Annotated in this window: 14 protein-coding genes; 7 read left to right on the top strand and 7 right to left on the bottom strand. The window is 65.6% G+C overall.

What is annotated here, in order from left to right; translation table 11 throughout:
* Window positions 1-227 precede the first annotated feature (227 nt).
* From ACFQ3C_RS07870 to ACFQ3C_RS07850, 5 genes are all read left to right on the top strand, one after another.
* Window positions 228-563 (top strand): AtpZ/AtpI family protein, encoded by a 336-nt coding sequence (locus tag ACFQ3C_RS07870; RefSeq protein ID WP_380790245.1) that lies wholly within the window; start codon window positions 228-230, stop codon window positions 561-563.
* Between the two features lie 17 nt (window positions 564-580).
* On the top strand, window positions 581-1,333 hold the full coding sequence (locus tag ACFQ3C_RS07865; protein WP_380790242.1) for a F0F1 ATP synthase subunit A: 753 nt from the start codon (window positions 581-583) through the stop codon (window positions 1,331-1,333).
* 77 nt (window positions 1,334-1,410) lie between these two features.
* Complete coding sequence (locus tag ACFQ3C_RS07860) at window positions 1,411-1,647, top strand: F0F1 ATP synthase subunit C (protein ID WP_008227326.1); 237 nt, start codon at window positions 1,411-1,413, stop codon at window positions 1,645-1,647.
* A gap of 84 nt (window positions 1,648-1,731) precedes the next feature.
* Window positions 1,732-2,253, top strand: coding sequence for a F0F1 ATP synthase subunit B' (locus ACFQ3C_RS07855; protein ID WP_380790238.1), 522 nt, complete (start codon window positions 1,732-1,734; stop codon window positions 2,251-2,253).
* A gap of 5 nt (window positions 2,254-2,258) precedes the next feature.
* Window positions 2,259-2,819, top strand: a complete 561-nt coding sequence (locus ACFQ3C_RS07850) for a F0F1 ATP synthase subunit B (protein WP_380790235.1) — start codon at window positions 2,259-2,261, stop codon at window positions 2,817-2,819.
* A 120-nt stretch (window positions 2,820-2,939) separates the two neighbouring features.
* Here ACFQ3C_RS07850 and ACFQ3C_RS07845 read toward each other — a convergent pair whose 3' ends face one another.
* From ACFQ3C_RS07845 to ACFQ3C_RS07835, 3 genes are all read right to left on the bottom strand, one after another.
* Window positions 2,940-3,707: a FadR/GntR family transcriptional regulator gene (locus ACFQ3C_RS07845; RefSeq protein WP_380790232.1), complete on the bottom strand. Its 768-nt coding sequence runs from the start codon at window positions 3,705-3,707 to the stop codon at window positions 2,940-2,942.
* A gap of 71 nt (window positions 3,708-3,778) precedes the next feature.
* Window positions 3,779-4,501 carry an LrgB family protein gene (locus ACFQ3C_RS07840; RefSeq protein ID WP_380790229.1) on the bottom strand — a complete coding sequence of 241 codons (723 nt, stop codon included), beginning with the start codon at window positions 4,499-4,501 and terminating at the stop codon, window positions 3,779-3,781.
* A complete protein-coding gene (locus ACFQ3C_RS07835; protein WP_380790226.1) occupies window positions 4,498-4,869 on the bottom strand; it encodes a CidA/LrgA family protein in 372 nt (123 codons plus the stop codon). The genes ACFQ3C_RS07840 and ACFQ3C_RS07835 overlap by 4 nt, the downstream gene beginning before the upstream one ends.
* 154 nt (window positions 4,870-5,023) lie before the next feature.
* Here ACFQ3C_RS07835 and ACFQ3C_RS07830 point away from each other — a divergent pair, with 154 nt between their 5' ends.
* Window positions 5,024-5,305 (top strand): hypothetical protein, encoded by a 282-nt coding sequence (locus ACFQ3C_RS07830; protein ID WP_380790223.1) that lies wholly within the window; start codon window positions 5,024-5,026, stop codon window positions 5,303-5,305.
* Window positions 5,306-5,312: 7 nt separating this feature from the next.
* Here ACFQ3C_RS07830 and ACFQ3C_RS07825 read toward each other — a convergent pair whose 3' ends face one another.
* From ACFQ3C_RS07825 to ACFQ3C_RS07815, 3 genes are read right to left on the bottom strand one after another with little or no spacing between them, the layout of a single operon-like run.
* Window positions 5,313-5,744 carry a GNAT family N-acetyltransferase gene (locus ACFQ3C_RS07825; RefSeq protein ID WP_380791125.1) on the bottom strand — a complete coding sequence of 144 codons (432 nt, stop codon included), beginning with the start codon at window positions 5,742-5,744 and terminating at the stop codon, window positions 5,313-5,315.
* A 46-nt stretch (window positions 5,745-5,790) separates the two neighbouring features.
* On the bottom strand, window positions 5,791-6,240 hold the full coding sequence (locus ACFQ3C_RS07820) for a GNAT family N-acetyltransferase (protein WP_380790220.1): 450 nt from the start codon (window positions 6,238-6,240) through the stop codon (window positions 5,791-5,793).
* Between the two features lie 10 nt (window positions 6,241-6,250).
* Window positions 6,251-6,907, bottom strand: coding sequence for a HupE/UreJ family protein (locus tag ACFQ3C_RS07815; RefSeq protein ID WP_380790217.1), 657 nt, complete (start codon window positions 6,905-6,907; stop codon window positions 6,251-6,253).
* 213 nt (window positions 6,908-7,120) lie between these two features.
* Here ACFQ3C_RS07815 and smc point away from each other — a divergent pair, with 213 nt between their 5' ends.
* Window positions 7,121-10,576 (top strand): chromosome segregation protein SMC, encoded by a 3,456-nt coding sequence (gene smc / locus ACFQ3C_RS07810; protein WP_380790215.1) that lies wholly within the window; start codon window positions 7,121-7,123, stop codon window positions 10,574-10,576.
* Window positions 10,577-10,650: 74 nt separating this feature from the next.
* On the opposite strand, the gene ACFQ3C_RS07805 is transcribed toward smc, so the two are convergent.
* Window positions 10,651-11,826 (bottom strand): lytic murein transglycosylase, encoded by a 1,176-nt coding sequence (locus ACFQ3C_RS07805; RefSeq protein ID WP_380790213.1) that lies wholly within the window; start codon window positions 11,824-11,826, stop codon window positions 10,651-10,653.
* Window positions 11,827-11,875: the final 49 nt, after the last annotated feature.

Genomic DNA, 11,875 nt, shown 5'->3' with positions numbered 1-11,875 from the left:
CGCGTCCGGCCAATCGTCAACCGGATGGTTGAATATGCCGATCCTGCCGGGATTGGGGCCAGACCGGCTGCGACAGAGTCTCCCGCCTGTTTCTTCTTGCTAGAAATATCCATTGAAACAAAGGCTTGTCGCAAATGCGGCGCTGCGGCAGGGGCGCTTGACTCGCAGCGGCCCTACGCATAGCAATGCGCCAACCATCCAACAGGGTGCGACAGGGGTATTCTGGCATGACCGATCCCGATCAGCAGCGGCAACTGGCCGAGCTTGAAGCAAGGATCGCGGCTGCCAGGGCGGCACAGGCCCCCAAGCCTCGTGCGGATGAGCACTATTCCCAGGCCAATCTTGCCTGGCGCATGGTGATCGAACTCGTGGCCGGTCTGGGGATCGGTTTCGGCATCGGATACGGGCTGGACAGCCTGTTCGGGACGATCCCGATCTTCCTGGTGCTTTTTACAATGCTGGGCCTTGCGGCAGGGGTGAAGACGATGCTCCGCTCCGCGCAGGAAATCCAGAAAGGCAAGCTGGCCGAAGAGGCCGACAAGACAGGTGCCCCGCGGGGCTGACGGCAAGAGGACAAGTCATGGCGACGGACGCAAATGCAGAAGGCGGTCTGGTGTTCCACCCGATGGACCAGTTCATCGTGAAGCCGCTTTTCGGTGGCGATGCGGTACATTGGTACACGCCCACCAACGCAACCCTCTGGATGGTGCTGGCGATTGTCGGCATCACGGCCATGCTGGTTCTGGGCACCTCGCGCCGCGCCATCATTCCGTCGCGCAGCCAGTCCATCGGCGAACTGGCCTACGGCTTCATCTACAAGATGGTCGAGGACGTGACCGGCAAGGATGGGGTCAAGTATTTCCCCTACATCATGACCCTGTTCATGTTCATCGTCTTCTCGAACTTCCTGGGCCTGCTGCCCATGGCCTTCACGCCCACCAGCCATATCGCTGTCACCGCCGTCATGGCCTTCGCGGTGTTCTTCGCGGTCACGGTGCTGGGTTTCGTCAAGAACGGCGCGGCTTTCCTGGGCCTTTTCTGGGTCTCCAGCGCGCCGCTGGCGCTGCGCCCGATCCTGGCGCTGATCGAGATCATCAGCTATTTCGTGCGCCCGGTCAGCCACTCCATCCGTCTTGCGGGCAACATGATGGCCGGTCACGCCGTGATCAAGGTTTTCGCAGGCTTCGCCGCGATCACCGCGATTGCGCCGCTGTCGGTCGTGGCCATCACCGCGATGTACGGGCTTGAGGTGCTGGTGTCCTTCATCCAGGCCTATGTCTTCACCATTCTGACCTGTGTCTACCTCAAGGATGCGCTGCATCCGCACCACTGACGCGGGATATCCAACACCGGGGCGGTCCTGGCCGCCTCAAACACTGATCACCACCATTCCATCGTAAGGAGAAAATCATGGAAGGCGATATCGTACAAATGGGCGCATACATCGGCGCGGGTCTGGCATGCATGGGCATGGGCGGCGCGGCAGTCGGTGTGGGCAATGTGGCCGGCAACTATCTGGCGGGCGCTCTGCGTAACCCGTCGGCAGCAGCAGGTCAGACAGCGACCCTGTTCATCGGCATCGCATTCGCAGAAGCACTGGGGATCTTCTCGTTCCTCGTCGCTCTGCTGCTGATGTTCGCCGTCTGAGCCCTGACGGAACATATCCTTACGCGCGGATGGGCCCCCGTGGCCCATCCGTTGTAACAGGCAAGTTTCCCTAGGGAGAACGACATGGCAACTGAACCGCATGGCGCAGAGTCCGCACCGGGCATGCCTCAGCTGGACTTCTCGACCTATGGCAACCAGATCTTCTGGCTGCTGCTCACGCTTGTCGTGATCTATTTCATCCTGTCACGCATCGCCCTTCCGCGCATCGGCGCGGTCCTGGCCGAGCGTCAGGGCACCATCACGAATGACATCGCCGCGGCTGAAAACCTCAAGGCCAAGGCGATCGAGGCGGAAGCCGCTTACAACAAGGCGCTGGCAGATGCCCGCGTCGAGGCGAACCGCATCATTGCCGAAACCAAGGCAGAGATTCAGGCAGATCTGGACAAGGCCATCGCCAAGGCCGATGCCGAGATCGCCGCAAAGGCAGCCGAAGGCGAAAAGGCCATCGCCGCCATCCGCGCCACCGCCCTGGAAAACGTCACCGACGTTGCCAAGGACACGGCCAAGGAAATCGTCGCCGCAATGGGCGGCACCGCAGATGCGCGCAGCGTCACCGCTGCCGTCAACGCCCGGATGAAAGGCTAACCAAGATGAGAACGCTGATCCTCGTCCCCGCCCTTCTTCTGGCAGCAAGCCCGGCCTTCGCGGCAGGCGGTCCCTTCTTCTCGCTGAAGAACACCGACTTCGTGGTGCTTCTGGCCTTCCTGCTGTTCATCGGTGTCCTGTTCTATTTCAAGGTCCCCGGCATGATCGGCGGTCTGCTGGACAAGCGCGCCGACACCATCCGTGGCGAGCTGGAAGAAGCCCGCGCCCTGCGCGAAGAAGCACAGACGCTGCTGGCCTCTTACGAGCGCAAGCAGAAAGAAGTGCAGGAACAGGCTGACCGCATTATCGCCCAGGCCAAGGACGAAGCCGCGACCGCCGCGGAACAGGCCAAGGCCGATCTGCAAAAGTCCATCGCACGCCGCATCGCCGCTGCCGAGGATCAGATCGCTTCGGCCGAAGCTGCCGCGATCAAGGAAGTGCGCGACCGCGCCGTTGTCATCGCAATCGGCGCCGCCCGCGATGTGATCGCCAAGCAGATGACCGCCGCTGACGGCAACAAGCTGATCGAAGACGGTATCGACGTGGTGGATGCAAAGCTGCACTGAACGTCGGCCAGATCCGAAAAAGGAAAACCCCGCATCACTTGATGCGGGGTTTTTTCTTTGCAACCTGAAGGCTTTGAAAATGATGGGGCAGGCTGATTGGGTTGCCTGGGTGGCCTGGTCTCAGCGGCGCTGCTCGTGCTCGTAGCGCTGGCGCGCGATTTCCTCGTGTCTCTCGGCTTTCTTCTGCTCGATCAACGCGTTTTCGACAAATGTCAGATGGTCCTCGACCGCGCGGCGGGCCGCCACCGGGTCACGCGCCTGGATCGCCTCGTTGATCGCGCGGTGCTGTTCCAGCAGGTTGTCACGGATGCTGCGCTGCCGGAACATCAGTTGCCTGTTGTAGAACACGCCCTGCCGCAGCAGATCATACATCGACCGCATCATGTGCAGCATGATCACGTTATGGCTGGCCTCGATGATCGACAGATGGAAATCCGCATCCAGAAGGGCCTCATCCGCCGGATCGCGCTTGGCATGAGCCGCCAGCATCTTGTCATAGATCGCCTGAATCACCCGCAGATCAGTATCGGACGCCAGCCGCGCCGCGCGCTCGGCGGCCAGCCCCTCCATGTCGCGGCGAAAACCGATGTAATCCAGAACCGCCTCGTCATGATCCGCGAAAAGCCGCGTCAGCGCGGGCGAAAATGCCCCGCCCAGCACATCGGCCACATAGATGCCCGCACCGGCCTTGCTGGTCAGCAGCCCCTTTTGTTGCAATTCGGCGATGGCCTCGCGCAGCGAGGGGCGCGAAATTCCCATGCGTTCCGACAGCTCGCGCTCGGATGGCAGCCGCTCGCCGGGGCGCAGGATGCCACGCAGGATCAATAGCTCGATCTGATGGGTGACCGAAGTGGAAATTTTTTCGGGCTGGACCGCACGGAAGGGCATCGTTTGACCTCAGATCAATTGGCAAAATGATATGACCACGCGTGCCCGCCGACAACAGATATTCGTGCAGATCAGAGCAGAAGCGATACAACGTAAGGGGCAATGATGGCGGTCAGCATCGCATTCAGGCCCATGCCGATCCCCGCAAAGGCCCCGGCGGTATCATTGACCTGGAACGCGCGGGCCGTTCCGATCCCATGTGCCGCCACCCCCACGGCAAACCCCCGCGCCCGCCAGTCGCGAATCCGCATCAGCCGCATCAGCGGCGTCACGATCACCGCGCCGATGATGCCGGTCAGGATCACCAGTGCCGCGGTCAGCGTCGGCAGGCCGCCAAGCTGTTCGGATATGCCGATGGCGACCGGGGCCGTGGTGGATTTTGGCGCAAGTGACAGCCAGACGGGCCCCTCTATACCGAAAGCACTGGCGATCCACAGGGCCGAGACGATGGCCGTGGCCGATCCCGCCAGAAGGGCCGCCAGCATCGGCAGCAGGGCGCGCCGGATCTGCGCGCGATTTGCGTAAAGCGGCAGGGCCAGCGCCACGGTGGCCGGCCCCAGCATGAAATGCACGAATTGCGCGCCTTCGAAATAGGTGCCGTAGGGCGTGCCTGTCATCCACAGCAACCCGCCCAGCAGCACCATTGCGACCAGAACCGGATTGATCAGCGGATGACGCGCCGCCTTGCGCGACAGCGCATCCCCGACCAGATAGGCGACCAGCGTGGCCGTCAACCACAGCAGCGGTTCGCGGCTCAGGTATGACCAGATCTCGGGCAGGGGCAGGGGTGTCATGGCTGCTGCTCCTCGGGATGGGCTGTGTCGCCGGTCAGATGGGCCACGCCCACGAAGACCAGAACGCCAACGATAAGCGACAGCGCCGTGCTGGCGACCAGCACCAACAGCAAGGCCGGGCCGGAACTGCCCAGAACGCCCAGATGGCTGATCACACCGACACCCGCCGGCACGAACAGCAGCGACAGATGCGCCAGCAACCCCTGCGCCGTGGGCATGACCCGTTCCGCCAGCCGCAACGACAGCAGGCACCCCGCCAGCAGCAGCGCCATGCCCAGGACCGGGCCGGGTATCGGCAGCGCCAGCCCCCGCGCCAGGGTCTCTCCCAGCAATTGGCAGATCAGCAGGATGGCAACGGCCTGAATCATCACGGGTCTCCCTCGGGCTTTGGTTCATGCCAGAATGCACAGGGCGCGGCGGCTTGCAAAAGGAAAGGGCGGTTCCTGCGCCAAAGCCGCTGTCGCCTTGCCGGTTCAGCCTTTGTTAACCAATCTCTGTGCAGATGGTGACATGATGCGCCCCATGGTTCTTTTCCCTGCTTTTCTTCTGATCCTCGCGGCCTGCGATGGCGGCAGCCCGCATTTCATGGGGATCGAACCCACCCGGGTCGAGGTTGAGGGCAGCGTTTTCGCGGTCCGCGTCAAGGGGCGGCTGGCAGAGGCCGTGCGCATCAACCCGCAATATGCCCCCCGGATGGGGCCTATCGGCGCGCGCGCGGCAAAGGCGATGGAACAGGTCAGCGGTTGCGCGGTGCGCGAGGTGCGCGGCGATCAGGCGTTGATCCTTGGCATATTGGATTGCTGAAGCCCGGTCAGACCATGCGCCGGAAACTCAGCGATGTGGGCCGGTCATAACCGGGATGCGCGGTGCTGCCCGTCATCTCGAAGCCCAGTGCGGCAAAGGTCGCGTGGTTCTCCAGCAGCTCGATCCGTGTCTGCAAACTGATCGAGGGCAGGCCAAGCGCCCGCGCCCGGTCAACCGCAGTGTCGATCATGCGCCGCGCCAGCCCCTGACCCCGCGCCGCAAGGGCGACGGCCAGCTTGCCCAGGTATAGCGTCTCGGGCTGCGGGGTCAGGATCATGCAGGCCAGCGGGCCGGTCTGATCCTCGATCACCCAAAGCTCTGCCTTCGTCGCCTGCTGCGCCAGCTCGGCCGCCCCCATGCGGTCCAGCGATGACGGCGGATCGATCCGCCCCTCCATATGGGCAAAGGCCAGCGTCAGCAGCGACAGGATGGCGCGCATGTCCTCGGTCGGCGCCACTCTGCGCGGGGAACCAGTCGTGGCCCCCTCATCCAAGTGACTTCTCCATGAAGACGCTTGTGCCATTGACCGCGTATTCGCCAAAAGCCCCGCAGGGGGCAAAGCCCTGCGCGGTGTATAGCGTGATGGCGGCCTCCAGCAGATTGCCGGTTTCAAGACGCAGCATCGCCAGCCCCTTGCGTCGTGCGACGCCTTCGATATGGGCCAGCAGCGCCCGCGCCACCCCGCGCCCGCGCGCCTCGGGTGCGACGAACATTGATTTCACCTCGCCATAGGCACCCTTGTCCGCCAGCGCGACCGTGCCCAGGATCCGCGCGCCGTCTTCGGCCACGAAGAAGGAAATCCCGGGCACCCGCAGGGCATCGACGGACAGGTAATGATTGTCCTCTGGTGGAAACAGGCTTTCCATCAAGGCATGGCTGGCCTGCAAGCAGGCCAGCGCCCCCGGTTCGCGCGGATCGCCAGGCCGGATCTGCATCGCTGTCGCCTCAGCCCGCAAAGCCCGTGATCACCGCAACTAGCGGCCCCTCCATCGCCTCAAGGGTCAGAAAAAGCCCGACGCCGGCCACCATGGCCCCGGCCAATCGTGGACGCAGCGCACCCGCGCCACCGGCCCAGCCCGCCAAAAGCCCTGCCATCAGCGCCAGCGCATATTGCACCACACCAAGCCCCAGCAGGTAGCCCGTGAACACCGCCGGGGGCACGCTGGCCTCGGCCCCGGCAATGCCTGTTGCAAAGGCCGCGCCATGAAACAGGCCGAAGCCCGTGATCACCGGCAGGATCAGCCTTGCCGACAAGGCCCTGCCCGACAGGATCAGCCCGCCCAGCACCACAAGCGACGCGGCAATGACCCCCTCGACCAGCGGCAGCGCGACACCCGTCAGGGCCAGCGCACAGCCCGCCAGCATCGCGGCCACATAGGCCAGCGGTCCGGTCAGCCCCCGACCGGCCAGCCGCGCGGCAACCCCGGCGGCCAGGACGAAAAACAGATGATCGAACCCAAGCACCGGATGCGCCAGACCGGACAGCAGGCCCTGCGCCCCCGTTTCCATTGGCAGACCGGCCAGCGGGTGATGCGCCAGCGCCGGACCGGCCCCCAGCGGCAGGACGAAATAAAGCAGTCGGGCAGGCAAGCGCATGGTCATGGCCTTTCAGCATATGTCAGATTGCAGCGTGACGCAGGGCACAGCCCCCTGTCAACGTCGTCATTGCGCCGGCGCGCAGCCTCTGAAATTGCCGGGTTCACCCAATATATTGGGGATAACTTGGCAGAAATCCCCATATCCGGTGCAAATCCGTTGACTCGTGCCCCCCATGCCCGCCAAATTTCCATCACCACTGGAATCGAAGGGCAGCGCGTGCGTTTCACCAAGCTCAGACTGACCGGCTTCAAAAGCTTCGTCGATCCGACCGATCTGCTGATCCGGGACGGGCTGACCGGCGTGGTCGGTCCGAATGGGTGCGGCAAGTCCAACCTGCTTGAGGCGCTGCGCTGGGTCATGGGCGAAAACCGCGCCTCGGCCATGCGTGGCGGCGGGATGGAAGACGTGATCTTCGCCGGGGCCGCTACCCGTCCGGCGCGCAACTTCGCCGAAGTGACGCTGGTGCTGGACAATGCCGAACGGCTGGCGCCCGCCGGGTTCAACGACAATGACGCGCTGGAAATCACCCGCCGCATCACCCGCGATGCGGGCAGCGCCTATAAGGTCAACACCAAGGATGTGCGCGCGCGCGACGTGCAGATGCTCTTTGCCGATGCCTCGACCGGCGCGCATTCGCCCGCGCTGGTACGGCAGGGCCAGATCTCGGAACTGATCAACGCCAAGCCCAAGAATCGCCGCCGCATTCTGGAAGAAGCGGCTGGAATCTCGGGTCTTTATCAGCGCCGCCATGAGGCCGAACTGAAGCTGAACGCCGCCGAAGCAAATCTGCTGCGCGTCGATGACGTGCTGGAACAGCTGGCCGCGCAATTGGCGCAGCTGGAACGGCAGGCGCGGCAGGCGCAACGGTATCGCGCCATCGGGGATGAGCTGCGCCGCGCCGAAGGTCTGTTGCTCTATCGCCGCTGGAAGGAAGCCGACAGTGCCCGCGCCACCGCCGAGGATGATCTGCGCGCCCGCACGACTGCCGCCGCACAGGCCGAAAGCGCCGCCCGCGCCGCTGGCAAGGCGCGCGTGGCGCGTGACGATGCCCTGCCCCCCCTGCGTGAGGAAGAGGCGATCGCAAGCGCCGTCCTGCAACGGCTGCAAGTGCAGCGCGATACCCTGACCGATCAGGAAACCCGCGCCCGCCAGACCATCGAGACGCTGAAAGCCCGGATCGAACAGCTGACCCGCGACATCGAACGCGAGGCCGGTCTGAACCGCGATGCAGGCGACACCATCGCGCGTCTGGAATGGGAATCGCGTGAACTGGCACGCGCGGGCGAAGGCCACGCCGCCAAGCTCGAGGCCGCCGCCGCCGCCGCCCGCGAAGCTGCCGAAGTGCTGCAACAGCGCGAGGCGGATCTGTCCCAACTGACCGAGGATGTGGCCCGCCTTGCCGCGCGCCACCAATCCGCGCATCGCCTGCTGGAAGACAGCCTCAAGACCCGCGCCCGCAGCGAGGCCGAAGCGGCCCGCGCCCGCGACGCGGTAGAGGCGTCCAAAGGCGCGCTCGACAAGGCCATCGCCGCCTATGAAGAGGCCCAGGCGCAAGAGGTCGCCGCCGTCGATCTGGCCAAGCGCGCTGATGAAACCCTGCTGGCGGCCGAAGCCGCCCGCGCCCAGACCCAGGAACGCGAAGCCGATGTGCGCGCCGAACGCTCCGCCGCCGAGGGAGAGTTGAACGCCCTGCGCGCCGAGGTGACGGCCCTGGCCCGGCTGGTGCAGCGTGACACCGCCGAGGGCGGGCAGATCATGGACCGGCTGCAAGTCGAACAGGGTTTCGAAAAGGCGTTGGGTGCGGCACTCGCCGATGATCTGCGCGCCCCGGAGGTCGAGGCCGACGGCCCCTCGGGCTGGACCTCGCTGCCCGCCTATGCAGACCCCCAGCCTTTGCCCAAGGGCGTTACGGCGCTGACCAACCATGTCTCGGTTCCCGACGTGCTGGTGCGGCGCATGGGCCAGATCGGTCTGGTCGATCCCGACGATGGCCCGCGCTTTCAGCCGCTTCTGAAACCCGGTCAGCGCCTTGTCAGCCTTGAAGGCGACCTTTGGCGCTGGGACGGGTTCCGCGCCTGGGCTGAAGATGCGCCCTCGGCTGCCGCCCTGCGCCTGCAACAGCTCAACCGGCTGGAAGAACTCAAGCAGCAGATGGAACGCGCCACCGCCCGCGCCGATGCCGCCCGCGCCGCGCATGAAAGCCTGGCCGCGCGCCTGGCCGATCTGACCGCCGCCGATCAGGCCGCGCGCGGCGCACGCCGCGCCGCCGACGCCAAGGTCAACGAGGCGAACCGCGCCCTCAGCCGCGCCGAGGCCGATCGCAACCTTGCCGCCTCGCGGCTTGAATCGCTGGGCCTTGCGGTCACCCGCCACGAGGAAGAGGCGATGGCCGCCCGCACCCAGGTCGCCGAGGCAGAGCGCGCCGTGGCCGGGCTCGAGGATCTGGATAGCGCCCGCGCCGGGATGGAAGACCTGCGCATGACGGTCGAGGCCGCGCGCATCACCATGATGACGCGCCGCTCCACCCATGACGAGGTCCGCCGCGAAGGCGAGGCCCGGACCCGCCGTACCCAGGAAGTGACCAAGGAACTTTCCGGCTGGCGCCACCGGCTGCAGACCGCCGAAACCCGCAGCGCCGAACTGGTGCAGCGCAAGCAGGATTCGGCGGCCGAACTCAAGGAAGCCAGCGCCGCGCCCGAGGAAATCGCCGCCAAACGCGCGGAACTGACCAGCGCCATCGACACAGCCGAGGCGCGCCGCCGCCACGCCGCCGATACCCTGGCCGAGGCCGAAACCGCCCTGCGCGCCGCCGAACAGGCCGAACGCGACGCCGAACGCGCCGCCTCCGAGGCGCGCGAAGCCCGCGCCCGCGCCGAGGCCCGAACTGACGCCGCCCGCGAAACCGTGGCCTATGCCGCCGAGCGCATCAGCGAGGATCAGGAAACCACCCCGGCCCAATTGCTGGAAAGCCTTGGGGCCGATCCCGACGCCATGCCCGCCTCGGACGCGATCGAGGCCGATGTGAACCGCCTCAAGCGGCAGCGCGACGCGCTGGGCGCCGTCAACCTGCGCGCCGAGGAAGACGCCGCCGAAGTGCAGACGGAACATGACAATCTCGCCCGCGAAAAGGCCGATCTGGAAGAGGCGATCAAGACCCTGCGTACCGGCATCGCCAGCCTCAACCGCGAAGGGCGCGAACGTCTGCTGACTGCCTTCGAACAGGTCAACAGCAACTTCGCCCTGCTCTTCAAACACCTCTTCGGCGGCGGCGAGGCCGATCTGGTGCTGGTCGAAAGCGATGACCCGCTTGAGGCGGGGCTCGAGATCATGTGCCAGCCGCCGGGCAAGAAACTCTCGACACTCAGCCTGCTCTCGGGCGGCGAACAGACCCTTACGGCGCTGGCGCTCATCTTCGCCGTGTTCCTGGCGAACCCCGCCCCGATCTGCGTGCTGGACGAGGTCGACGCACCGCTGGATGACGCCAACGTCACCCGTTTCTGCGACCTGCTGGACGAGATGTGCCGCCGCACCGACACCCGCTTCCTGATCATCACCCACCATGCGGTGACCATGGCGCGGATGGATCGGCTGTTTGGCGTCACCATGCAGGAACAGGGCGTCAGTCAGCTGGTCTCGGTCGATCTGAAAAAGGCCGAGGCCCTCGTGGCCTGATCCGGCCCGCCAAAGCCCGCCCGCGCCCCTTCATCGTTCCCCAAATACTCGAAAAAGACCTTGCCTCTGCGGCGTCACAGCCGCGACAGAAGCGCCGCCGTGGGCCAGGCATCGGCGGGCAGGCCAAGGCGCGCCTGTTCCGCGCGCACCGCGGCCCGGGTGCCCGCGCCCAGGATACCGTCCACCGCGCCCACGTCATGGCCGCGCGCCGCCAGCTTTTCCTGCAACCGCTTCATGCCGTCCTGATCCAGCCCGGCATCTGGATTGCCGGGGGCAAAGACCGGCGCGCCCGACAGCCGCGTGGCGAAATAGGCCGCCGTCAGCACATAGGTAAAGCTCTGGTTCCATTCGAACAGCAGGCTGAAATTCGGATAGGCCAGGAACGCCGGCCCCTTGTGGCCCTGCGGCAGGACCAGGCTGGCGGGCAGATCTGCGGCCCAGTCGCCCGCCCTTGGCCGCACGCCCATCGCCTGCCACTCCGCCACCGGCAACGCCGTGGCGATCCCGCTTTGCGACCAGTCCATGTCGGCGGGCACCGTCACCTCCTGCAACCATGGCTCGCCCCTGCGCCAGCCGAAATGCGCCAGCATCTTCGCCCCGGACAGCAGCGCATCCGGCACGGATGTCTTCAGCAGCACATGCCCGTCCCCGTCACCATCAACGCCATTCTCCAGGATGTCGCCCGGCAGCATCTGCACCATGCCGATCTCGCCTGCCCAGGCCCCGGTGGTGGAGGCGGGGTCCAGGTCGCCCGCCTCGAACAGGGTCAGCGCATGAAAGATCTGCGGGCGGAACAGGTCGGGGCGGCGGCAATCATGGGCCAGTGTGACCAGCGCGTTGACCGTGTTGAAATCGCCCTGGAAGGCGCCGTAATCGGTCTCGAAAGCCCAGAAGGCCAGCAACAGGCCGCGCGGCACGCCGTATTCGGCCTCGGCCCGGTCAAAGACCGCATCCCATTCCCGCGCTTTCGCAAGCCCCGTATCCAGCCGCTGCTGGCTGATCAGGCGACGCGAGAATGTCGTGAAATCCAGCGCGAACACACCCTGCCGCCGGTCGGCGGCAAGCACTGCCGGGTCCTGCCTGACGGGGGCGAAGAACCGCGTCACGCTATCGGCGCCATGGCCTTTCGCCTGCGCCTCGGCTTTCAGGCCCGCGACGAAACCGGCGAAGTTCCCGCCACATTGGGCAAAGCCCGGCATAGCGCAGAGCGACAGGAAAATTGCGGCAAGGGGAAGGGCGGTCTTGGGCATGGGACACCTTGAAATGGATAACAACCGCCCGACCCTAGCAGCCCGCGCA

Origin of the sequence: Seohaeicola saemankumensis (assembly GCF_042678485.1) — a bacterium.
Classification (GTDB): Bacteria; Pseudomonadota; Alphaproteobacteria; order Rhodobacterales; family Rhodobacteraceae; genus Seohaeicola; species Seohaeicola saemankumensis.
The sequence above is the reverse complement of the archived record's forward strand: the minus strand, read 5'-3'. Positions and strand labels throughout refer to the sequence as shown.